Here is a 21,929-nt window from a genome sequence, read left to right as displayed (position 1 = left end):
GAGATAAAAAGATGGGGGTGTGAAGGCGATGACTGGAAAATACGATGCGATCAAGGCGGCATTAAAGGAGCCGGCACTAAATGCCCAGATGTTTGCCTGTCGCTTTGGACTAGAGGTTAAGAAGCATCGGGTGTTAACGAACGGGCGGGCGAGCCGCTACCCATATCCAGCTAATCTGCGTTCTCGAAAACATAATATTTACCTGAATTCGGGCTACACTGACGACATGATTGACTTTGAGACGGCCCCGGTTGTTGGGAGCAAGCGGGCGGTTCGTCATCTGAAGGTTTTGGAGCAGATCATGATTGCCCAACTGCATAGTGATGAGCGTCTGTGGCCGCTGAGCATGGCCCCAGCTCCGCTCTACCAGAATGACCTGGACTACCTGAAGACGGCCTTTACCAAGCCCTGGGACCAGGCCAACCACGACTATCTTGGCAAGAAGTACGGGATTGCCCAGGAAATTTTGGGGGATGTTCACGTCAACTTCAGCCTCAATAGCGACCTGGTCAAAGAGCTCTACCAGCGTTTCTACACGGATCGATATGATAGTCTGGTTGATTTCCAAAACCACCTCTACTTTAAGCTAGCCCAGAGCTTCTACCTCTATCAGTGGCTCTTCACCTACCTCTTTGGTGCCAGCCCGGTCACCGAGGACATGCCGCACAGTTTCCCTGACGACCTTGAGCTGCCTGTTCGAAGCCTGCGGTGCAGCAACTACGGGGATGACAACTTGGCGACGGAACAGGTGACCTATAATTCCCTGGAGGAGCACTTCACGGAGCTTCAAAACTACATCGACAACGGTTCCTTCTACAGTCTGAAGGAATTCTTCGGACCGGTGCGGATGCGGCGCCATAACCATGACAACAATGATTTGATGGGAATCCTCAAGAATGGGATCAACTACATCGAATTCCGGAACTTTGACCTCGATCCGCTGTCCCGGACGGGGATCAGTGACGACACGATTAACTTCCTGGAGCTGCTCATGCTCGACAGCATTGTTTCACCGCTGCCGGACAACCTGGCCCACCGGCTGGCCGAGGCTCGGAAGCAGAACAACGAGGTGGCTCTGCAGAAGCCGCAGGAAGAGGCCGACTGGATGAAGGAAGCCGCCAACCAACTGATGGCCGAATTGCAGACCTTCGTGGCAGAATTCAATGCTCCGCGGGAGTACCGGCTGGCATTGACCTTTGCCCAACGGCGGATTGACGACCCTAGTCTGACGATCAGTGGACAACTGGCCGATCAGATCGAAAACGGTAACCTGCTGTCCTTTGGCCTGAAGATCGCTAACGATCGCTACACCGCCAACATCGGCTATCAGCACCCGCTGCAGGCGATCAGTGACACCTACTCAGATGACGTTCAGCGTCTGATTCGGGCAGGGATCGAGCTCGGCATCTCGGTTCTGTTGGAGGATGACAAGGTTGTCTTGAGCGTAGATGATCATCAGGAGATCTATCAGCCTGACGAGGACCTGGATCTTGACAATCGGGATATTCGGAAGTTTGTCCTGGACGCTTTCCCAGAGGCACGGGCATTCCAAGAAAAATCAGAAGATTAATCAATAAGGGAGGAGCATTGTGGCAGCAAGTGGCCATGATGCTTTTTTATTTCCCGGGAAATTAAAGGTGAGAAAAATGCGGAAAATTGGAATTATTGGATTAGGACACGTGGGCCGGTTGCTTGCTCACCAGCTTTGCGTGACGGGAGCCGTCGACGAACTGGTCCTGATTGACCAGGATGATCAGCTAGCACTGGGCTTGCAAAGTGACCTGACGGATGCTGCGGTTGCCTTGGTCCACCAGCCCCAAATTATTATTCAGGACTACGCGGCCCTGAAAGATGCCCAGGTGCTGGTGGTAGCGGCCGGCAACAGTCAGCTGATTCAGGAAGAACCAATGGCGGAGCTAACCACCAACCGGGAACTAGTAGACGTAATCGCCCCACAGATTCACGAGAGCGGTTTTACGGGCGTCATTATCAACCTTGCTAATCCGAATGAGGCGGTGACGGCCTATCTGCAGCAACGGGTGCTCCTGCCGGCTAAGCAGGTGCTGGGGATCGGGACCGTCCTCGACACGGCCCGCCTTCACCGTGCCGTAGCCACCGCGGCCAAGCTATCACCAGCCAATGTGGGCGGTTTTGTTTACGGCCAGCACGACGGCCAGCAGGTTTTTGCCTGGTCGACGGTTCGGGTCAATGGCCAGCCACTGGACGCGATGATCAATGGCCGTAAGCTCGATCAATCGCATTTGAAAGTCAACGCTGACCTGAGCAATTGGTACTCACTCCAGGGGCTGGGATACAACGCTCATGCGGCCTGTGTCTGGACTCAGCGGATCATTAGCGCAATTCTAACCGATGAGCATTTAGCTTTGCCAGTGGCTATCTACCAGCCACAATACTCGACCTACGTTAGCTTCCCAGCCCTGATTGGCCGTCAGGGTGTGGGCAATCTCTTATTACTGAAACTCTACCCGGTTGAAGAGGCCGGAATTAAAACGGCCGCCACGACGATTCAACAGCAGGTGGCGGCCATGCAAAGGATGAGGAAAGATAATGATTAAAAAATTAGCAGTTTACTGTGGTTCGCGCGCCGGGAAGAATCCCGACTACGAAAAGATTGCTGAACAAATCGGCACCAAGATGGCCCAGCATCAGATTGACCTGGTTTACGGTGGGGGCCAATATGGAATGATGGGGGCCGTGGCCCGGGGCGTCCTCGAACACGCTGGGACTGTGCACGGCATCATCACCCAGCAGTTGGTCGACCGGGGCGTGACCTTTGATGCCATTGCCGATTTGCGGGTGGTGCCCGACATGGATACACGCAAAAAGGAAATGATGAAGTTGGCCGATGGGATGCTGGCCTTGCCCGGCGGCCTGGGAACCCTTGAGGAGATCAGCCAGGCGGCATCCTGGATTACCCTTGGCGACAACGCCAAGCCGGTGGCCTTTTACAATTTGGATGGCTTTTACGATCCCCTCCGCGATCAACTGATGGAGATGAACCGGACAGGCTTTTTGGAAGAACGCTATTTGAACAGCTTATGCTTTAGCACTGATTTCGGCCGGATCTTGGACTTCATGAATAATTATCGGGCACCGTTGCGGCGGCAGTATAAATAGAAATTTAAAAAGAAAAAACGCCGGAGAAACGGCGTGAATTATTGCAGTGGTTGAATGGTGTAAATTTGATCGTCGGCCTCATCAGTGAGGGAAACGGGACGATTTTCGTTTGCTCGAATGGTAATGTGATAGCCAAACTTATCGAGGAATACTAATTTGTCGGCCTGAATCTGCTGAACGGTGGCCGGAATCGGCTGATCATCGATTCCCAATTTTAATTCAGGAGAAATGGTAATTTTATGGGAGCGATCGCGTTCCTTATCGTAATACTGCCAAGTGCCCGTGTAAAAAATTGGTAGTGCGGTCGTCTTGCTACTTTTCTTCGCGTGACTGAACCCAAAAGTACTGCTGAGCCCAGCCATCAGTCCCGCGCCGAAAAGTAACATTCCCTTTTTCTTCATATTCCATCAGTCTCCTCAATTAATTAAGTGATAAGTTAATTTTTCATCATCAATATTATACACACTTTTGTATTATGAGAAGATTTCAATTCTGTTAAAATCACGCAATAATTGTTAGAATTAGGATAAGCAAAACTATCTGCGTAAAAGGGAGAGGAAAAACAGTATGCTTAAGCTTGGAATTATTGGAACCCACATTATCACTGATCAGATGTTAGATGCGGCAAAGACGACCGGGAAGTATCAATTGACGGCTGTCTATTCGCGGACGATGGCTCGTGCTAAGGAATACGGTGAACCCTATGGTGCCACCGAGTACTATGACGACCTGCACAAGTTCTTCGAAGACGGTGATTTTGACGTTGTCTACGTAGCCTCACCGAACAGCCTTCACTACCAACAGGTGCGCCTGGCAATCGAAAATGATAAGTTCATCATCGTTGAAAAGCCAGCCTTCGTCAATCCGGCCGAATTTGAGGCCATCGAGTCACTGCTGGCCGCTCATCCGAAAGCCCGCCTAGTCGAAGCGGCCCGGCACATCCACACGCCGCTTTATCAACAGGCGGTTGCCAAGTTTGACGAAATGAAGAAGGAACATTGTCAGGGTGGGACGATTACCGTCATGAAGTACTCGTCGCGCTACGATAAGGTACTGGCCGACTCGAAGCCATACCCGAACATTTTTACTCTCGACTTCGCCGGTGGGGCGCTGATGGACCTCGGTGTTTACGCCGTTTATGGTGCGGTTACTTTGTTCGGCACGCCAACGTCGGTTCTCTACTTCCCAACCCTGGCTAAGACTGGCGTTGATGCCAAAGGGGTTGCCATTTTGAACTACCAGGACTACTCGGTTACCCTGAACTTTGGGAAGACTGCCAACTCCCACCTTGATTCCGAAGTGTACGGCCTAAAGGATACCCTGGTCTTTGACAGTATTTTTAACACCAAGCACGTTACTTACTATGACGCCGACCAAAACGCCCACGTCCTGGATGCGCCGGTTGCCAAGAATTCGATGACCGACGAGATGAACGATTTCGCCGACCTCTTCAACAACCCGGATGACCCAGAAGAACAGGAAAAGTACAAGCACTGGCTGGACCTGGCCCGGACGGTCAACTCGATCATGTACTCGCTGCGCAAGTCCGCCAACCTGACATTCCCAGCAGACAAGGAAGAATAGGATGATGTTGAATTGATTAAACAATTTCAGGAACATTTCAACGCGCGTTATAAGGAACCGACCGCAATTCAGTCCGCGGTCGCCGAAGCACTGAAAAATGACAAGTCGGTCCTCGGGATTGCCCCGACCGGATCGGGGAAGACCCTGGCCTTCACGCTGCCGTTGTTGCCGAAAGTCATGCCGGGAACCGGCACCCAGATTTTAGTTCTGTCACCGTCCCAGGAGCTAGCCCTGCAGACTGCTCGGGTGATGCGCGAGTGGGCGACCTTAATTGGGGTCAAGGTTCAATCGCTGACCGGGGGTGCCAACCTGTATCGCCAGGTCAAAAAGCTGCATGAGCATCCGGACGTGGTCGTCGGGACGCCGGGGCGGGTCCTCCACATGCTGGACAATCACCACCTCAAGCTCGGCCACCTGCAGACCCTGGTGATCGACGAGGCGGACGACCTACTCCAGGACGATACCCAGGCCGTGGTTGAGGACATTGAGCGGGCCACGCCGTTGAGTACTCAGCTGGCCTTCTTCTCCGCCACCATGTCACCGGTTTTCAAGGACCTGGATGTCATGTTTGGCCGGGACATCGTTGTCTTTGACGTTCGCGACACTGACAAATCGCGGGGGCCGGTCAAACACGGTTACCTGGCCGCGCGGACAAACCAGCAGAAGACTGCCACCCTGCGGCGATTGGCTAGTGTCAAGGACTTCCGGGCCCTGGTATTTTTCAACAGCACCCGGACGCTCAACTACGCAGCCAGTCGTTTAAAGCATGAGCACGTCAGCATTGGTATCCTGGGTGGCCGGCAGAAGCAGACCCAGCGTGAGCGGGCAATGCGACTCTTTCGGAAGCGGCAGATTAAACTGCTGTTGACAACAGATCTGGCGGCCCGGGGCCTGGATATTCCGAAGCTGCCCGGCGTAGTCAATTTCGACCTGCCAAAGGCGACTAACACTTACATTCACCGGGCGGGCCGGACTGGTCGCCAGGGTGAACCCGGCGTGGTTTTGAACCTCGGGGATGACCACGACATTCGGGACCTGAAGAAGCTGGTGGGCGAGACTGACGTCAAGCTGATCCAGATGTACATCGCCAACGACCAACTGACCGACCAAAAGCCGGTGGCGGGCCAGACAACGGTTTCACTGAAGCGCAAGTTTAGCCACCACTTGCAGGAGGCCCAGCGTGACGACGGCAGCGTGGAAAAACACGTTCACAAAACGCTAGCTGGCTTTACCAAGCCGAAGAAGCGACGCCACAAGAAGAATCGCAAGAACAAGGGCATTCGGCTCAAGCATCGCCGCAAGAATGCCGGTAATTAAAAGAAAAGAATATTATCGTCTTTACCAATGCCCGGTAAAATGCGATAATATTCTTTGTTTGGTCCCATAGTATAATTGGATAGTACATCCGCCTCCTAAGCGGTCGATTCCGGTTCAAGCCCGGATGGGATCATCGATGACGCCATGCCCACGCTGGGCTGGCGTTTTTTGTTTTTTGCAAAATAAATTCTGTCTGAAGTGGCAAAATTTAAGTACTGGCAGCGCTTAATTAAGCTCAATAAACCGCAAATACCATCCTCTTTAGCGTATAATGAACATTAGTAATGCAGAAGGGGGATTCAACGTGCAGATACCATACAAGATCATGCTGCTCTTCGGGACGCGGGCCGAGGCACTCAAACTTATCCCGGTCATCCGGCTGATGCGTCACCAGCCGGACAAATGGCAGCCAGTGATCGTGACGACGGCACAGCAACAGCATCAGTCGCAACTTTTGCAGGCAATCGAACGTTTCAAGATCCAACCAGATTTTAATCTCGATGTGGCTGGTGCGCCCGAATATGACCTGGTCGAGCAACTCAGTAAGCTCCTCCATGACCTTAACAACGTCATGAAGGCCAGCCAGCCCGACATGCTGCTGGTGGCTGGGGATGCGACGACCAGTCTGGCGGCTAGTCTAGTTAGCTTCTACCACCACCTGCCGCTGGGGCACGTGGAGGCTGGACTGCGGACTTACGATAAAAATCTGCCCTTCCCCGATGAAATGCACCGCCGCCTGACCGATGACCTGGCCGATCTCTACTTTGCCCCGACGACCCGTGCCCGGGATAACCTGTTGGCGGAGCACCACCCGGCCCAGCAGATCTACGTCACCGGCAACACCTCGATCGATGCCGTCCGTGAAGCTCTCTCGACCGAATTTCATAGCCCGCTCCTCGATCAGTTGCCGGCGGACCACCGGGTGATTGTTCTGACAATGCGCCGTCCTGAAAGCGTCGGAGCCCCGATGAAGCGGGTTTTCCATACGATGCGCGACATTGTTCAAACCAATCCCGACGTGGAGCTGATCTACCCAGTGATTGCGAATCCGGAAATTATGGACCTGGCCAATGAGATCCTGGGGGACCAGGAGCGGATCCACCTGGTGAAGCAGTTGCCACACCGCGACTTCCTGAATTTGGCGGCCCGCAGCACCCTGATCATCACCGATTCAGGCTCCATCCAGGAGGAGGCGCCGGCTCTGCACAAGCCGGTGCTGCTCTTACGGGAGAAGACTGAACGGCCAGAAGCAGTCGACGCTGGGGTGGTCCGGATCGTCGGCACCGATCCGACGACCATTCAGCAGGCAGTTTTTGAATTGCTGAATAACCACCGGGTCTACCGCAAAATTGCCAGCGCACCGAATCCTTTCGGCGACGGTCACGCCAGCGAGCAGATCCTTGAAATTATTGATCGTTATTTAAGCGCAAAAGAATAAAAAAACTGTTTCATAATCGGAGAGGTTCACGGTTGTGGGACAGTTTTTTTAGATTGAAAAATATTTTTTCAGTCACTGAAAATGAAGCCTGTTAACTGAAAGAACCGGCTTTTGAACGCTTTCAGAGGTGCTACTATAAAATCGTACACATAAATCTGGGAGGGACCTTCATTGAATAAGGAGCATAAGAAACTGTATAAGGCCGGTAAAAATTGGCTAACGGCAACGATTACAATCGCCGCGGTTACTTTGCTGGGTGGCTTGGCAGCCAGCAGCGTGCATGCCGATGCAAGTTCAGCAACGACGACTGTAGCGCAGACAGAAACGACGCAACCAGCACAGTCAAATATTGAACAACAGGCTGGCACAACGAACGCGGAGCAACAGAGCCCAACCGGGCAGCAGAACCAGTCTATCCAGCAGCAGTCCGCTGCAACCACCAATCGAATCACAACGCAGCAGGAGAGCCCAACCGCCAATCAGGCTGCGGTAAACGCTGGCACGCTAACGGTTTCGCAGCCGAAGGCCAATGCCAGCAACCAGTGGGTTCACTGCGATCAGGGCTGGTCGCGCACGGATGACCAGGGCAACTGGATTTACAACCAATGGCAACACATCAATAACAACTGGTATTACTTCAACAATGCGGGTTATGCTCAGACTGGCTGGTTCAAGTCTGGCGCCGGTAACTGGTTCTACTTTGACAACAATAACGCCTGGGCACTGACCGGTTGGCAACATATTAATAATCATTGGTACTACTTCGACCCAACAAATGCTTGGGCTGATCGTGGCTGGTTCGAATCCGGTGCCAACAACTGGTACTACTTTGACTGGAACAATGCTTGGGCCTTGACTGGCTGGCAAAAGATTAACGGCAACTGGTATTACTTCGATTGGAATAATGCCTGGGCGCTCAAGAGTTGGCAAAAAATTAATAACACTTGGTACTATTTTGACCCGACCAACGCCTGGATGCTGACCGGCTGGCATAATATTAATGGTAAGAGCTACTACTTCGAACCGTCGGGAGCATGGAACTCGGGAAAGTCAAATGGTAGTTGGATAAATGATTATGGTGCCTGGGAATATCGCTTATCAAATGGACAATTGGCTAAAGGGTGGCACTATATTGATAATGCCTGGTATTGTTTTAATATGGATGGTTCTCTAGTTACAGATCATTTAGTAGCAGGTCAACAATCTGATGGGAGTGCCTCGATGCCTGGCAGTGACGCGAAAAGCGAGTATATTGTCGGCAAAAATGGGAAACTGGTGACTAGTGGTTGGTATAAGAACTATGGTGCCTGGTACTATGCGGATGGGCAACATGATGGACGGATTCTTTATGGCTGGCACTATATTGATAATGCCTGGTATTGTTTTAATATGGATGGTTCTCTAGTTACAGATCATTTAGTAACAGGTCAACAATCTGATGGGAGTGCTTCGATGCCCGGCAGTGATGTGCAAAGCGAGTATATTGTCGGTAAAGATGGAAAACTGGTGACTAGTGGTTGGTATAAGAATTATGGTGTCTGGTACTATGCAGGAGCCGACGGTAAGATATACAAAGACGGCTGGTATAACATTAATGGGAAGAACTACCATTTTAGTACCAACGGTGTCTGGGACAGATAATTCTTAGTCTCACCATTCAAGAAAATGATCCCGGAAATTTAAAAACTGAAGAGCCCCGGAAGAAAAATCTTCCAAGGCTCTTTGATTTTTAATTATTATTTCTCCGCGATCTTCCGATTATCATGAAAGATCAGCCACTTGGAGAAGACATAGTTGGCGATCACCACGACCACGTTATCAATGATCTTGACCACTAGCTGCTGGATCGGTGAGTCGAAGCCCAGCAGGGTGACACCGACATACATGATGATCAGGTCCATGATCAAGGTCAGCCCTCGGTAGAAGTAAAACAGGATGAATTCCTTCACGAAGGCTTTGACCGTCGAATAGTGAGAGCCAAAAACCCAGACCTTGTTGGTGAAGTAGGCAACCAGCACCGACAGGAACCAGGCAATCACGGTCGCCAGCTCGTAGTTCCAATGAATTCCAGAGCTCAAGAACTGGAAGACCGCGATGTTAACAACCGTGGTCACCACGCCCCAGAAAAGGTAGGCGATGATTGAGCGGTACTTGTTGAAAAGCGCGACCAGCTTAGTCATTCTGCCCGGCCTTTTCTACCAGCTGTTTAGCAAATTCATCCAGCTTGACGATATCGTCTTCTTCCGGTGCCAGGTTGACGTGGACGTTCTCAGAACCCTTGGTAGCGCCAGTTTCTTCAAAGACTTTGCCAAAGTCGTCAACGGCCTTGCAGAAGTTGTCGCCGTAGAAGGTGTCGCCAGAGCCGGCAACTCCATAGACCTTGCCATCCAGTTCCTCGTCCTGCAGATCCTCGTAGAAATCCATCCCTTCTTCCGGCAGGGCCCCTTCGTCGTAGGTGTATGGGCAAACGACGCAAATGTCGACGTCCTCGAAGTCGGCCGGGTCGGCCATTGTGATTTCAGTTTCCTCGACTTCGACGTCCTGGTTTTCTAAGACTTCGGTGATGATGTCGGCAACGTCTTCGTTGTTCCCGGTAATCGTTGCATATACCACGAGTGCTTTCATTTTAGATTCCTCCATATTATCACTAGTTTGATCTAATTTTATCAAAAGTGTCACTAGTTTTGATTCAACTTCTATTCAAAAAGATTTGATCAATTCCATAGTATAGCATGCTTTACCCGGAATCGGCGAACTAGTGGTATACTGTGTAAGGTAGAAATGTCAAAAAAGGAGACATCATAGAGAATGATTACCTTAAAATCACCGCGTGAAATTGAAGCGATGGAAAAGGCCGGGGCCGCCCTTGCCGGCATGCACCTCGGTATTCGTGAGTTTATCCGGCCGGGGATGTCCAGCTGGGAAATTGAAGAGTTTGCCCGTAAGTACTTCAAGGCGGCGGGTGCCAAGGCTGAACAGATCGGTTTTGAAGGCTACAAGTACGCCACCTGTGTCAGCGTTAACGACGAGATTTGCCACGGCTTCCCCCGCAAAAAGCTGATCCTGAAGAAGGGGGACCTGGTCAAGGTTGACACCGTGGTCAGCGTTGATGGTTTCTTCTCCGACTCCTGCTGGTCCTATGCGGTCGGTGAGGTTAAGCCGGAGATTGCCAAGTTGATGGACGTCACCAAGAAGGCCCTCTTCATGGGAATCGACCAGTGTGTTCCTGGCAACCGGATCGGTGACATCGGTGCCGTCATCCAGCACTACACCGAAGACGAGAATGGCTACGGCGACGTGCGGGAATTCGTCGGCCACGGGATCCAGCCAACAATGCACGAAGATCCGATGGTACCGCACTATGGTGAACACGGCCAGGGCCTGCGCCTGAAGAACGGCATGACGATTACCGTGGAACCAATGATCAACACTGGCACCTGGGAAGCCGATACCTCCGATCCGAGCGGCTGGCTGGCCAAGACGGCTGATGGTGGCTGGTCTTGCCAGTACGAGCACACCCTGGTAGTTACCAACGACGGCCCGAAGATCCTGACCTCTCAGGATCCTGAGGCCGATGCCAAGTACCTCTACGACGACAACTACGCTGGTTACCTGGACCATTATGGTGCAATTGCCCGCAAGATTGCTCAACAATACAAGAAATAAATTAGAAAAGCGCCTTCTATTATAAGAGAAGGCGCTTTTTATACAGTCAATTAAGCATAAATATTGATCAAACAATTCATGAATCCTGTGGCGATTGGGGACATTTCTATGCATAAAACGGCAGAAAATAGGAGGTTATGCAGAAGAATAATAAAATATGCGTGCAAAACTGTATATTTTGCGTGAGAAAAGAATTAGAATCGCCCAAGAAGACTTTTATTTTTAAAATAAAGGACTATACTTGAATTATTAAATAAATTCTTATTTTTATTTAAGAATTTAAATATTTTGGAGGCTTATTACATTGGATGAGCAAAGTAGTAATAATAAAAAGATGATTACTACCTTTGGCCTGGTGACGATGATCATTACCTCGATCTTCGGATTTGGTAATGTTTCAAACGCCTACCTGCAAATGGGTTACGGTAGTATCATCTGGTATGCCTTAGCGGGGATTTGTTTCTTCTTCCCGTGTGGCTTAATGATGGCCGAATACGGGTCCGCCTTTAAGGACGCCAAGGGTGGTATTTACTCCTGGCTGGCCGGCTCGATCGGTGAACGAATGGCCTTTATTGGGACCTTCGTTTGGCTTGCTTCCTGGATTGTTTGGATGGTTTCGACCGCCTCACGGATTTGGATCACCTTCTCCGCGTTGATCTTCGGTAAGGATACCACCCAGCAATGGCACTTTGCCGGCCTGTCCTCGACCGAAGTGATCGGGATCTTGGGGATCATCCTGATGATTGCCTGCACCTACTTCAGTTCCCGGGGAATGACCGCGATCGCTAAGGTTGGTTCAATCGGTGGGATCTTCACCGTGGTTGTCAATATCATTTACATCATCGCAGCTATTATTGTTTTGATTGCTAACCGTGGTGCTTTGGCACAGCCGTTCCATGGTGCACGGGATTTGATCATGTCACCAAATGCCCAGTTCCAGACGCCGATTGCCATTATTTCCTTCGTCGTCTACGCCATCTTCGCTTACGGTGGGATGGAGTCACTGGGTTCCGTCACCGACTCGATGGAGAAGCCGGAAAAGACCTTCCCACGTGGTCTGATTATCGCATCCGTCTTCACGATTGGTGCCTATGTCATTATGATTTTGATGGCCGGCTGGTTCGCTAACTACAAGCACGACTTTGCGGTTTCCACGACCAACCTGGGGAACGCCACCTATGTTCTTTTCAACATTCTCGGGGTTAAGTTGGCGACGGCACTGGGGCTTTCTCATGCCGCTGCCCTTGGCTGGGGTTCCGCAATGACCCGGATCGTGGCCTTCTCACAGGCCCTCGGTTTCTTGGGTGCGCTCTTCGTTCTGATGTACTCGCCAATCAAGGCCTTCATCTTGGGTTCCAACCCAGACCTGTGGCCAAAGAAGCTGACTAAGCTGAACAAGGCGGGGATGCCTGCCAATGCCATGTGGCTGCAGATTACGATCGTTTCCATCATCATCTTCCTGGTAGCCTTCGGTGGTTCTGCCGCCCAGAAGTTCTACACCATTCTGACTGATATGGCCAACGTTTCGACCTGCTTCCCATACCTGTTCTTAGTCGGTGCCTTCCCATTCTTCAAGAAGCGGACTGACATCGAGCGGCCATTCGTTGCCTTCAAGAGCAAGTTCTGGACAAACGTCATCGTGTGGTTCGTTGAGATTATCCTGATCATCGGGATCCTCTTCACCTTTATTCAGCCAATGCTGGAGCACGATTGGCAGACGGCCTTCTGGACGATCGCCGGTCCAATCTTCTTCGCTGCAGTAGCGCTGATCTTCTACCAGACTGCGACGAAGCGGAATCACATTGAACAAAAGTAAATAAATAACGTGGAAACAAGCGAGCCCCTAGTATCTATCTATGGACGAGAGCCGGCGCCTTCAGCGCCACCTTCTGCCCTAGGTTAGCTGTATGGCCCGCTGGACGTTAATTGCATTCATTAAATTAAGACTCGATAACAATTTGTTACCGGGTCTTATTTTTTATGACCGTTCTGGTATAATTAGCCTATATTAACTAGGGGGTCAGGACGACGGAAGAACCGAGTAAAATGAAAAAATTCGTGCTGCTGCTGCTGCGTCACTTTCAGATGGCCCAAATTTCCAGTTCGGCAGCGACCCTGGCTTACTATACTCTGCTGTCGATTTTCCCAGCAGTCCTGGTGATTGGGAACCTTTTGCCAATGGTTGGGCTCAATGCCAAGACGGTCTTGTCCTACCTGCAGACGGCCGTTCCCAAGTCGATCTACACCTTCATCCAGCCCTTCATCTACGACTTCCTGCGTCAGGGGAGCGGTGGCCTGCTGACGACCGGGGCCTTGATTGCCCTTTGGTCGACCAGTCAAGGGATCGCTGCCTTTCAGCGCAGCGTTAACCTGACCTATGGGGTGGCCCGTAACCAGAACCCGGTCAGCAACCGGGTGATCTCCTTCATTTGGATGATTGTCGTTTTGATTATCATCTTTCTGATCGTCCTGGCCTATGGGATCGGGGAACAGCTTCTCAAGAGTGCCCAGCCGATCTTCCACTTTCATCGGAAGTACATCTATATCTTCAGCTCTTTGCGGTGGCCGGTGACCTTCACCGTGCTCTTCATCGCGCTGACCTTGCTGTACTACTTTGTCCCCAATGCCCAGGTGCGCTTGCGTTACGCCCTGGCCGGGGCCCTGCTTGCGGCGTTGCTTTGGATGGGCCTGTCGCGACTCTTTTCCTACTACACGGTGATTTTCCGTCACAGCGTAGTCACCTACAAGACGATCGGAGCCTTCATTGCCATGATGGTTTGGCTGGACTTTTCCGGCTATATCATCATGTGGGGGGCGGTACTTAATGCGACGCTTCAGGAGGCGCATGAAGGCCAACTGCACGAGCGCAAGCACTTCTGGCAATTGATTGAACATGAGGAAAAAATGAAAAAAGAGCAGTAATCGCACTCGATTACTGCTCCCTTTATCTTTTTGGGAGGAAGGAAAATTTTATGCGGCGGCTTGCTCGTCGTTGAAGAGGACAGTCGAGACGGTGTCAACGTACTTGGCCGCGACTGGTGTGACATAAAGCTGCTCACCGTCTTTGATAAACAAGCCGGAGCTGACGATTTGCTCCATGGCGAAGCGAACGGTTTTAGCATCGAGATTGTCGTTGGCATAACTGAGCTTGAGCAGGTGCTTCTTACCGGTGATGCCTTTAAATGTAAGATTGAGAGATTTCATATCTGCTTACCTTCCTTTGTCAAAATTAAGAGATTGCGACGTGATCGGTAATGATGACGTTGGCGCCACTGCATTTTTCGCCGGTCAAGCTTTCGATGGCTTGGGTTAACTTTGCCAGTTGGTCCTCATTGACTTCTTCGCGAACGTTATTGAAGAGATGCGCTACGCCCTTGGGATGTTGTTCACCGACCAGCGTCAATTGAACCTTCGCGGACTTAAATTTACGTACCATACTCATCTTAGGCACTCCTTTGAATTTAATTTGATAAGCGGTGGCCACTGCTTACATTGATATAGACGAATGAAAATGAAAAAAGTAAAGGGGAATTTAAGAAATGGCAAAAATTTCGAAAATCGAAGCCCAGAAGCGACGGGGGCGCTATAATATTTATCTTGATGGGCACTATGCTTTTCCGGTCGCCGAAAGTGTTTTGATCAAATTCCGGTTGATGAAGGGATTGGAGCTCGACAAAAATCAGGTGGCGGCAATCACCACGGCAGATGCCCAGGCACGGGCCTACTCGCGGATGCTCGACTACTTAGCGCACAGTCTGCGGACGGAGAGTGACATCGTCAAAAAATTGCACGATCTGGAGACCCCGGAACAGTTTATCGCGCCGATCTTACAAAAGCTGCGCGACCAGCACCTGGTCGACGATCATGAGTACGCGGCCAGTTATGTCCGAACGGCGATGATCACCAGCCTGAAAGGACCGGGGGTGATTCGTCAACACCTGCGAACCAAAAAGATCGGGGATAATGATATCGAGTCGGCACTGACCCAGTTCACCCCGGAGCGTCAGCAGGAAAATGCGGCCAAGCTTGCGCAGAAGCTTTTCAAGCGCTATCGCAGCCAGCCCCGAATGCGCCAGGAGCAGAAGGTGCGCCAGGGTTTAATGACTAAGGGATATGCCAGCGCACTCTTCGATCAAGTCAAGGCCAGTGTCGAGCCGGCGGAAGATCCAGAAGAACAGGATGAATTGCTGACCCAGCAGGCAGAGAAACTCTGGCGTCGTTATCGCCGCTATGAGGGTCGCGCGTGGGTGCAGCACTTCAAGCAGGGGATGTTTCGGCGGGGCTTTGATCTGGACCGGGTACAGGCCTGGTTGGATGATCACGAAGAATAGCTTTCCTAATAGGAAAAATGTTGGTATCATGTATAAGATATGATTTAATTTCGAAGTAAGATAAAGAGAATGCGCAATGGAAAATATGAGAATTTATGTCGATGAGCAGCAGCTGAACCATCAGTATGCTTATCGGACAATTAAACGGCTATTCGATATTGTTGCGGCTTCCATTGCCGTGATAATTTTAAGTCCCGTTTTTTTAATCATCGCGATCTGTATTAAGGTCGATGATCCCAAGGGGCCTGTCTTTTATTCGCAGACCCGGGTGGGCAAGGATGGCCGCCTTTTTAAGATGTATAAGTTCCGCTCAATGGTCACCAACGCCGATGAACTGTTGGAAAAGCTCAGAAGTCAAAACGAGGTCAACGGGGCGATGTTCAAGATGAAGAACGATCCCCGAATTACCCGGGTTGGCCGGGTGATCCGGAAGTACAGCCTGGATGAGTTGCCGCAGTTGGTAAATGTCGTTGGCGGCTCGATGAGCATTGTGGGTCCGCGGCCGCCGCTAACGAGTGAAGTGGCCGAGTATACCGACTATGACAAGCAGCGCCTGATGGTAAAACCGGGGGCGACTGGCATGTGGCAGGTTGGTGGCCGAAATGACGTCGATTTTGATGAAATGGTCAGATTGGATTTGACTTATATTCAGGAACGCTCAATTTGGCTTGATCTCAAGATTATGTTTGAAACTGTTAAGGTAATGATTAAGCCAAACGGAGCATATTAGTGGCGGTGAAAAAATGAGCTCAGCAATGGAACTTATTAGTGTTGTTGTACCAGTCTATAATGTTGCTCAATATCTACCACGTTGTATTGAGAGCCTTTTAAAGCAAACCTATTCAAATATCGAAATTATCTTAGTAAATGATGGTTCAACTGATACCTCATTAGCTATCTGTAAAAAGTATGCTAAATTAGACAATCGAATTAAAATAATTGCGCAGGAAAACCAAGGACTTTCAGTTGCACGAAACACGGGGATCAAGAAAACTCATGGTAATTATTTAATGCTCGTGGATAGTGATGATTATGTAAGCCCTAGTTTTTGTGCTGATGCAGTGGAAAATCAGGAACGTTACCATTCGGATATCGTCATTTTTGGTTATGCTAGAGTTACTGAGGGCCAAAAATACCAGCGACTAATTGCGGATAAACAAGCAGGAGTGCTTTCTAGGGAAGAAGCAATGGACTATTCTGTTGAGAATAGCTACGCTTGGAATAAACTTTACCGCAAATCGCTTTTTGACGATATTAAATATCCCAAGGGTCGCTATTATGAAGACGGCTTCACAACTTACAAGTTATTTGCCCAGGCAAAGGTGATTTCTTATACTCCAAATGTGAACTACTTTTATGTTGAAAATGGTAATAGCATTGTTGCTAGCAAAAGTAGTAAAATCATCGCCGATCAGTTTGAGGCAATTGCTAATCAATTTGATTTTCTCCGTGAGAATTATCCCCGAGTTTTTGCAAATAACATTAATGAGTTGATTATTAAGGCATTACGTTACTGTACGTTTTGTCCCAAGTCTTACAATCAAGGACTCTATCAACGTGCTTATCGAGTACTGAAGGATAATCCGATCCCTAAAAACATTGAAAAACGATATAAGGTGACAATGGGACTGTTCAAGTTTTCAGCTCCACTAGCACTTTGGATCTTCGGTATACAGAGAAGACGAAAACAATAGCTTATAATATAAGGAGAAAGACAGTGGAAATCAAAGTACTTGTTGCAGCGCATAAGAACTATGCCATGCCAAAGGATGAGCTGTATTTGCCAGTTTTTGTTGGTAAGGCAATCCATCCGGACGTTAACCACAGTTTTCAGGGTGACAACACGGGTGACAATATTTCAGCGAAAAACCCCTACTACAATGAATTAACGGCAATTTATTGGGGCTGGAAGAACCTTGACCTTGATGCCATGGGATTAGTGCACTACCGGCGCTATCTGAGTCTGAACCACAAGAAGTCCCTGGACGCTGTATTGTCTCGGCAACAAGCAGTGGATCTCTTGCAAGATCACGATATTATTTTGCCGCCAAAACGGCGTTATTACATCGAAACGATCGAGTCACACTACCGGCATTCACACGAAAACGAACCATTAGACGTGATGACTCAGGTAATCGCTGAGAAATATCCAGAATATCAGGCCTCTTATCGGAAAGTAATGAAGCGGACTTGGGCCCACATGTTCAACATGTTCATTATGAAGCGCGGCCCGTTGAATGAATACTGCAAGTGGATGTTCGATGTCTTGAGCGAAGTTGAAAAGCGGATTGACATCAGCAATTATTCCACTTATGAGCAACGAGTCTACGGCTTCTTAAGCGAGCCTTTATTAGACGTTTGGCTGGATCAGCATCCAGAATACTCGACAACTGAGGTTAACTATGTCTTCATGGAGCACACCAATTGGTTTAAGAAGGGTGGTGCCTTCCTGAAGCGGAAAATTGTTGGCTATAAATAAAAGGAGGGGCGTGGAATGACAGCTGAGTTATCGATTGTGGTTCCCTGCTATAATGAGCAGGAAGCCATTCCGCTGTTTTATCCAGCGGTTGAGAAGGTCGTTTCCAAGATGCCCCTGGAAATCGAATACTGGTTTATCAACGATGGCTCCGCGGACGACACCCTCAACGAAATGCGCAAGCTGCATGAAGCCGCTCCGCAACGGGTGCATTACGTTTCATTTTCCCGTAACTTTGGGAAGGAAGCTGGCCTGTATGCTGGACTAGAAGCAGCTACTGGTGATTACGTGGTAGTCATGGATGCCGACCTGCAGGATCCGCCGGAATATTTGCCAGAGATGTATAAGTACATCACCAGCGGCGAATACGACTGCGTGGGAATGCGGCGGACTGATCGAAAGGGGGAGGCTAGATTTAAGTCCTTCCTCAGCGACCAGTTTTACAATGTGATCAACAAAATCTCGGACACCAAGATTATTTCTGGTGCCCGGGATTATCGAATGATGACCCGGCAGATGGTTGATGCTGTTCTTTCAATGAAAGAATATAACCGTTTTTCAAAGGGAATTTTCAACTGGGTCGGTTTTAAAACCAAGTATCTGCCTTACAAGAATGTTGAGCGGGTCGCCGGGACAACGGACTGGTCGACTTGGAAGCTGTTCAAGTACGCGATTGATGGAATTACTGATTTCTCCGAGGCCCCATTGGCGCTGGCCACTTGGCTTGGGGGAATCACGGCTTTCGTTGCGGTGATTGGTCTGATCGTTGTCATTGTACGTTACTTTGTTGATCCGGGAAGTAGCACCGTTGGCTGGGCGTCACTGGTCTGCATCATGCTCTTCCTTGGCGGTGTCCAGCTCCTTTGTCTCGGGATTGTGGGCCGCTACATTGGAAGGATCTACATGCAGGTGAAGAAGCGACCAATCTATATTGTGAAAGAGAAAAAGTAGCTTAACTAGCAACTTTGTTCAAAGAGGAGAAAGGAATTGACATCTTTAATAGACAAGGGCAAAAGAATTGGGGAGATGCGACTAAATGGTCCAGTTATCTATGAGATCGCGTTTTCTTTTTATTTTGTAATTGCTTTTTTCCAAACATCAACATATACGGATTATTTCCCGGGCAATTTCTTACATGAGTTATCATTTATTCCCTTGATAATGGTACTATTTAAGATTTTTATCTTAGACTATGATACGAAAAGCAGACTGATTGTTAACCTCGCTGTTCTAGCACTATTGGTGTTAACTTGGCGGGCGTCAGGAAGTTACTTAATCTTTCCAATGGGGATCTTCATTCTTGGAGCAAAAAATGTTGATTTTCGACGGCTAATGTATCTTTACCTTATTTTGGGAACGATTTTGCTTGCCTTTGTGTTTTTCTCTTCGCTACTCGGTCTTACCAAAAATCTGGTTTATCATCGTGGTGTTGATACGGTTAGAAGATCCTTTGGAATTATTTATCCAACCGATTTTGCTGCGCACGTACTCTACCTTGTTTTAGCCTATTGTTACCTATACTTTAAGAAAGTTGGCTGGCGGAGCTACTTGGTATTCTGCCTGTTAGCATATGGCTTAAACAAATATTGCGATGCACGGTTAAGTGCCTATGCGTTGATTATCCTAATTCCGGTCATATTTATTGGTCAAAAGGCAAGCCAGGGGAATAGGCTCTGTCAATTTATTGCCTCATTCTATTGGACACTACCGGCGTTATCTGCCTACATTATGCTTTTAATGACATATCTTTACAGCCCACAACGTGCTTTATTAGAACGAGTTAACAATGTTTTGTCAGGTCGGTTGTTTTTTGGCCATGAAGCTTTGATGAAGTATCCATTTAAATGGATAGGTCAGCGGATTGTCGAACATGGCTTTGGCGGAAATTCAGGCCACATGATTGCCACTGGCGATAATAGTAGTTACTTTTTTGTTGATTCCGCATTCGTTAGGACATTTATTATATATGGTATTATTGTATTGCTATTGGTTGTGATCATGATGACCGTTATTTCCTGGCAATCAATTGCAACTCATGATTTCGCGTTGGCAAGCATTTTAGTAATTGTTACAATTAGCGCGGTCGTTGAACAACGGCTGCTTGATTTCGGGTATGACCCATTTCTTCTCGCTACGTTTGCACAGTGTTATCTAATTCATAAGAAGGGAAAGTTGACGGAGGTAAAAAATTGAAGAACTACACGATTAAGAACTTCATGAGTAAGTTCGGTAAGGACATTTGTATTGTTATTATTCTTGCTCTATTGGGTGGAGTTTTCATGGGGCTTGATGCTCGGCATAAGAGGACAACTACCTATACAGCAACACGGTCAATTGTAATTTCCCATAATGTTGAAAAAACGTTGCAGAGTGAACGTGGCAATACCAACGATTCAATTGTTAACGAAGATAATAACATGATGCCAACTTATAAGGACATCGCCGAAAATGGGACAATTGCAGCGGCCTCCCGAAAAAATCTTTCAAAGAAGATGCGTTCCAAGTACTCAAGCGATGACATTAAGAGTGCTGTTCATGCCAAAGTAACACCGCAGTCCTTGGTAATGGAATTAAAGGCCCAGACTGGATCACGGAAGGATTCAGTTGCGATCGTTAATGCAACAGCTCAGGCAATGCAGAAACAGCTGCCGAAGTTGCAGCCTGGTTCTGGGAAGGTAACCTTGTTGCAGAAGGCGACCGTAAATGGCACAACTAGTGAGACTAAACCAAGCGTTAAGAAACATGCTATTGTTGGTTTAGCACTTGGTGGCCTTCTGGGGTTAGTTATTGTTTTTGTAGCAGAAACAATCAAAAACTTTCTTAAAAAATAGTAGGTAATCAAATGAAAAAGGCTATTTTTACTGTTGAAGAATACGATGGGGCGAGCAATGCAGGCCCTAAGGCAAAGGTGGACATTGATCATTACCTTTCCCAGGAGGGCTTTCAAGTTATCCATCAACGGTTCCAAGTGCATTCAAAAATCCAGAAATTTAAGGATGCTTTTTGGATGATTCCTCATTTATTCGATCACACCGCTAAATTCGATGAACTGATTTTTCAATATCCAACGTACTCTAGTTTTCTGATGCGGAGATTGATTCCAAAATTCAGAAGTAACACAAACAAACTTTATTTTGTAATCCATGATGTTGAGTCATTGCGAATCTTCTCCGGCAATAAGGATTATTGGCAGGGCGAGCGGTTATTACTTAATAGTAGTGACGGCTTAATTGTTCATAATGCCAGAATGGCAAAATGGTTAAAAGACAATGGTGTTACTGTTCCAATGGTTGAACTAGGGGTATTCGATTACGATAACCCCCAGGATCTGAATAAAGATATGACTTATCGGAAAGAAGTCTGTTATGCAGGCAATCTTTTTAAATCTTCTTTTTTGAATAAGATCGAACTTACTAATGGTAAACTGCAGATTTTTGGTTCCAATCCCAGTGACCACTACCATCATGGTGTCGAATACATGGGGCAATTCACTCCTGAAGAGTTACCAAAGCATTTGACGCAGAACTTCGGATTAGTTTGGGACGGCGATGTCTTGGATACCTGTGGCGGTAAGTACGGCGATTATATGCGGTACAATAATCCCCACAAGATTTCCTTGTACCTTAGCAGCGGCTTGCCAGTGATGATCTGGAAGCAGGCAGCTGAAGCATCGTTTATTGTTGAAAATCAACTGGGGATTGCAGTTGAAAGTCTTGAAAACCTTGACCAGGTACTGGCAAGCGTTAGCGAGGAACAATTCATAACCTACAAGCAAAACGTCTTGAAGATTGCGGAAAAGCTGCGCTCAGGATACTTCATTAAGCAAGCAGTTGAAAAACTTGAGAATTTATAAAGACCCGAAATGTCAAATTAAGTTAGAAAAAAGCTAGTTGCTCATCGGTGACGTGCTTCATGAATACTTCAAGTGGTGTGCGGTAGTTCAATGACTTGCGAGGAATGTTATTCCGACGATGCATCA

Annotated in this window: 23 protein-coding genes, 1 tRNA gene and 1 pseudogene; 19 read left to right on the top strand and 6 right to left on the bottom strand. The window is 48.6% G+C overall.

Features of this window, described 5'->3' with window-relative positions; translation table 11 throughout:
• The first annotated feature begins 28 nt into the window (after positions 1-28).
• The 3 genes from OCT58_RS03980 to OCT58_RS03970 all read left to right on the top strand — a co-directional run bounded on the left by OCT58_RS03980 (position 29) and on the right by OCT58_RS03970 (position 3,138).
• The gene (locus tag OCT58_RS03980; RefSeq protein WP_267201568.1) at positions 29-1,570 is read left to right on the top strand and encodes a glutamate--cysteine ligase; all 1,542 of its coding nucleotides are present in this window, start codon (positions 29-31) and stop codon (positions 1,568-1,570) included.
• Between the two features lie 76 nt (positions 1,571-1,646).
• A complete protein-coding gene (locus OCT58_RS03975; RefSeq protein WP_267201567.1) occupies positions 1,647-2,576 on the top strand; it encodes a lactate/malate family dehydrogenase in 930 nt (309 codons plus the stop codon).
• Positions 2,569-3,138 (top strand): LOG family protein, encoded by a 570-nt coding sequence (locus OCT58_RS03970; RefSeq protein WP_267201566.1) that lies wholly within the window; start codon positions 2,569-2,571, stop codon positions 3,136-3,138. The genes OCT58_RS03975 and OCT58_RS03970 overlap by 8 nt, the downstream gene beginning before the upstream one ends.
• A gap of 38 nt (positions 3,139-3,176) precedes the next feature.
• On the opposite strand, the gene OCT58_RS03965 is transcribed toward OCT58_RS03970, so the two are convergent.
• Positions 3,177-3,539 carry a DUF4828 domain-containing protein gene (locus OCT58_RS03965; RefSeq protein WP_267201564.1) on the bottom strand — a complete coding sequence of 121 codons (363 nt, stop codon included), beginning with the start codon at positions 3,537-3,539 and terminating at the stop codon, positions 3,177-3,179.
• A gap of 166 nt (positions 3,540-3,705) precedes the next feature.
• Between OCT58_RS03965 and OCT58_RS03960 the strand changes: the two genes are divergently transcribed.
• The 5 genes from OCT58_RS03960 to OCT58_RS03940 all read left to right on the top strand — a co-directional run bounded on the left by OCT58_RS03960 (position 3,706) and on the right by OCT58_RS03940 (position 9,118).
• Complete coding sequence (locus OCT58_RS03960; protein ID WP_267201563.1) at positions 3,706-4,722, top strand: Gfo/Idh/MocA family protein; 1,017 nt, start codon at positions 3,706-3,708, stop codon at positions 4,720-4,722.
• Positions 4,723-4,734: 12 nt separating this feature from the next.
• Positions 4,735-6,039, top strand: coding sequence for a DEAD/DEAH box helicase (locus tag OCT58_RS03955; protein WP_267201562.1), 1,305 nt, complete (start codon positions 4,735-4,737; stop codon positions 6,037-6,039).
• 60 nt (positions 6,040-6,099) lie between these two features.
• Positions 6,100-6,172 (top strand) — tRNA-Arg (locus tag OCT58_RS03950).
• A 171-nt stretch (positions 6,173-6,343) separates the two neighbouring features.
• Entirely contained in the window at positions 6,344-7,477 is a 1,134-nt protein-coding gene (wecB, locus tag OCT58_RS03945; protein WP_267201561.1) for a non-hydrolyzing UDP-N-acetylglucosamine 2-epimerase, read from the top strand.
• Between the two features lie 171 nt (positions 7,478-7,648).
• Positions 7,649-9,118: a KxYKxGKxW signal peptide domain-containing protein gene (locus OCT58_RS03940; protein WP_267201559.1), complete on the top strand. Its 1,470-nt coding sequence runs from the start codon at positions 7,649-7,651 to the stop codon at positions 9,116-9,118.
• Positions 9,119-9,213: 95 nt separating this feature from the next.
• Here the strand turns inward: OCT58_RS03940 and OCT58_RS03935 are convergent, their stop codons facing one another.
• Both OCT58_RS03935 and OCT58_RS03930 read right to left on the bottom strand, forming a co-directional pair.
• Positions 9,214-9,657: a GtrA family protein gene (locus OCT58_RS03935; RefSeq protein WP_267201558.1), complete on the bottom strand. Its 444-nt coding sequence runs from the start codon at positions 9,655-9,657 to the stop codon at positions 9,214-9,216.
• Positions 9,650-10,102: a flavodoxin gene (locus tag OCT58_RS03930; RefSeq protein WP_267201557.1), complete on the bottom strand. Its 453-nt coding sequence runs from the start codon at positions 10,100-10,102 to the stop codon at positions 9,650-9,652. The genes OCT58_RS03935 and OCT58_RS03930 overlap by 8 nt, the downstream gene beginning before the upstream one ends.
• Positions 10,103-10,285: 183 nt before the next feature.
• On the opposite strand from OCT58_RS03930, the gene map reads away from it, so the two are divergent.
• The 3 genes from map to OCT58_RS03915 all read left to right on the top strand — a co-directional run bounded on the left by map (position 10,286) and on the right by OCT58_RS03915 (position 14,065).
• Entirely contained in the window at positions 10,286-11,143 is an 858-nt protein-coding gene (map, locus tag OCT58_RS03925; protein WP_267201556.1) for a type I methionyl aminopeptidase, read from the top strand.
• 304 nt (positions 11,144-11,447) lie between these two features.
• Positions 11,448-12,959: a glutamate/gamma-aminobutyrate family transporter YjeM gene (gene yjeM, locus OCT58_RS03920; RefSeq protein WP_267201555.1), complete on the top strand. Its 1,512-nt coding sequence runs from the start codon at positions 11,448-11,450 to the stop codon at positions 12,957-12,959.
• 230 nt (positions 12,960-13,189) lie between these two features.
• Complete coding sequence (locus OCT58_RS03915) at positions 13,190-14,065, top strand: YihY/virulence factor BrkB family protein (RefSeq protein ID WP_267201553.1); 876 nt, start codon at positions 13,190-13,192, stop codon at positions 14,063-14,065.
• A gap of 48 nt (positions 14,066-14,113) precedes the next feature.
• On the opposite strand, the gene OCT58_RS03910 is transcribed toward OCT58_RS03915, so the two are convergent.
• Both OCT58_RS03910 and OCT58_RS03905 read right to left on the bottom strand, forming a co-directional pair.
• On the bottom strand, positions 14,114-14,347 hold the full coding sequence (locus tag OCT58_RS03910) for a DUF2922 domain-containing protein (RefSeq protein WP_267201552.1): 234 nt from the start codon (positions 14,345-14,347) through the stop codon (positions 14,114-14,116).
• Positions 14,348-14,372: 25 nt separating this feature from the next.
• On the bottom strand, positions 14,373-14,585 hold the full coding sequence (locus tag OCT58_RS03905; protein WP_267201551.1) for a DUF1659 domain-containing protein: 213 nt from the start codon (positions 14,583-14,585) through the stop codon (positions 14,373-14,375).
• Positions 14,586-14,682: 97 nt separating this feature from the next.
• On the opposite strand from OCT58_RS03905, the gene recX reads away from it, so the two are divergent.
• The 8 genes from recX to OCT58_RS03865 all read left to right on the top strand — a co-directional run bounded on the left by recX (position 14,683) and on the right by OCT58_RS03865 (position 21,803).
• On the top strand, positions 14,683-15,474 hold the full coding sequence (gene recX / locus OCT58_RS03900; RefSeq protein ID WP_267201550.1) for a recombination regulator RecX: 792 nt from the start codon (positions 14,683-14,685) through the stop codon (positions 15,472-15,474).
• A 76-nt stretch (positions 15,475-15,550) separates the two neighbouring features.
• Positions 15,551-16,204, top strand: a complete 654-nt coding sequence (locus tag OCT58_RS03895; RefSeq protein WP_267201549.1) for a sugar transferase — start codon at positions 15,551-15,553, stop codon at positions 16,202-16,204.
• 25 nt (positions 16,205-16,229) lie between these two features.
• The gene (locus OCT58_RS03890) at positions 16,230-17,168 is read left to right on the top strand and encodes a glycosyltransferase family 2 protein (RefSeq protein WP_267201548.1); all 939 of its coding nucleotides are present in this window, start codon (positions 16,230-16,232) and stop codon (positions 17,166-17,168) included.
• A 23-nt stretch (positions 17,169-17,191) separates the two neighbouring features.
• On the top strand, positions 17,192-17,953 hold the full coding sequence (locus OCT58_RS03885) for a DUF4422 domain-containing protein (protein WP_267201547.1): 762 nt from the start codon (positions 17,192-17,194) through the stop codon (positions 17,951-17,953).
• Positions 17,954-17,968: 15 nt separating this feature from the next.
• Positions 17,969-18,901 carry a glycosyltransferase family 2 protein gene (locus OCT58_RS03880; protein ID WP_267201546.1) on the top strand — a complete coding sequence of 311 codons (933 nt, stop codon included), beginning with the start codon at positions 17,969-17,971 and terminating at the stop codon, positions 18,899-18,901.
• A gap of 36 nt (positions 18,902-18,937) precedes the next feature.
• The gene (locus OCT58_RS03875; protein WP_267201545.1) at positions 18,938-20,143 is read left to right on the top strand and encodes a hypothetical protein; all 1,206 of its coding nucleotides are present in this window, start codon (positions 18,938-18,940) and stop codon (positions 20,141-20,143) included.
• Positions 20,140-20,781 carry a YveK family protein gene (locus OCT58_RS03870; RefSeq protein ID WP_267201544.1) on the top strand — a complete coding sequence of 214 codons (642 nt, stop codon included), beginning with the start codon at positions 20,140-20,142 and terminating at the stop codon, positions 20,779-20,781. Before OCT58_RS03875 ends, OCT58_RS03870 begins: the two co-directional genes overlap by 4 nt.
• Positions 20,782-20,792: 11 nt before the next feature.
• Positions 20,793-21,803 carry a glycosyltransferase gene (locus OCT58_RS03865; protein ID WP_267201543.1) on the top strand — a complete coding sequence of 337 codons (1,011 nt, stop codon included), beginning with the start codon at positions 20,793-20,795 and terminating at the stop codon, positions 21,801-21,803.
• Between the two features lie 22 nt (positions 21,804-21,825).
• Here the strand turns inward: OCT58_RS03865 and OCT58_RS03860 are convergent.
• Positions 21,826-21,929, bottom strand: a pseudogene (locus tag OCT58_RS03860) (IS30 family transposase); the annotation flags it as partial.

This window comes from Limosilactobacillus kribbianus (genome assembly GCF_026413145.1).
GTDB lineage: Bacteria > Bacillota > Bacilli > Lactobacillales > Lactobacillaceae > Limosilactobacillus > Limosilactobacillus kribbianus.
The sequence above is the reverse complement of the archived record's forward strand: the minus strand, read 5'-3'. Positions and strand labels throughout refer to the sequence as shown.

Excerpts from the sequence above, each read along its gene's own strand:
- OCT58_RS03980 (WP_267201568.1), top strand. The coding sequence starts at position 29 with ATGACTGGAAAATACGATGCGATCAAGGCGGCATTAAAGGAGCCGGCA.
- OCT58_RS03975 (WP_267201567.1), top strand. The coding sequence starts at position 1,647 with ATGCGGAAAATTGGAATTATTGGATTAGGACACGTGGGCCGGTTGCTT.
- OCT58_RS03970 (WP_267201566.1), top strand. The coding sequence starts at position 2,569 with ATGATTAAAAAATTAGCAGTTTACTGTGGTTCGCGCGCCGGGAAGAAT.
- OCT58_RS03965 (WP_267201564.1), bottom strand. The coding sequence starts at position 3,539 with ATGAAGAAAAAGGGAATGTTACTTTTCGGCGCGGGACTGATGGCTGGG.
- OCT58_RS03960 (WP_267201563.1), top strand. The coding sequence starts at position 3,706 with ATGCTTAAGCTTGGAATTATTGGAACCCACATTATCACTGATCAGATG.
- OCT58_RS03935 (WP_267201558.1), bottom strand. The coding sequence starts at position 9,657 with ATGACTAAGCTGGTCGCGCTTTTCAACAAGTACCGCTCAATCATCGCC.
- OCT58_RS03930 (WP_267201557.1), bottom strand. The coding sequence starts at position 10,102 with ATGAAAGCACTCGTGGTATATGCAACGATTACCGGGAACAACGAAGAC.
- map (WP_267201556.1), top strand. The coding sequence starts at position 10,286 with ATGATTACCTTAAAATCACCGCGTGAAATTGAAGCGATGGAAAAGGCC.
- OCT58_RS03915 (WP_267201553.1), top strand. The coding sequence starts at position 13,190 with ATGAAAAAATTCGTGCTGCTGCTGCTGCGTCACTTTCAGATGGCCCAA.
- OCT58_RS03910 (WP_267201552.1), bottom strand. The coding sequence starts at position 14,347 with ATGAAATCTCTCAATCTTACATTTAAAGGCATCACCGGTAAGAAGCAC.
- OCT58_RS03905 (WP_267201551.1), bottom strand. The coding sequence starts at position 14,585 with ATGAGTATGGTACGTAAATTTAAGTCCGCGAAGGTTCAATTGACGCTG.
- recX (WP_267201550.1), top strand. The coding sequence starts at position 14,683 with ATGGCAAAAATTTCGAAAATCGAAGCCCAGAAGCGACGGGGGCGCTAT.
- OCT58_RS03895 (WP_267201549.1), top strand. The coding sequence starts at position 15,551 with ATGGAAAATATGAGAATTTATGTCGATGAGCAGCAGCTGAACCATCAG.
- OCT58_RS03890 (WP_267201548.1), top strand. The coding sequence starts at position 16,230 with ATGGAACTTATTAGTGTTGTTGTACCAGTCTATAATGTTGCTCAATAT.
- OCT58_RS03880 (WP_267201546.1), top strand. The coding sequence starts at position 17,969 with ATGACAGCTGAGTTATCGATTGTGGTTCCCTGCTATAATGAGCAGGAA.
- OCT58_RS03865 (WP_267201543.1), top strand. The coding sequence starts at position 20,793 with ATGAAAAAGGCTATTTTTACTGTTGAAGAATACGATGGGGCGAGCAAT.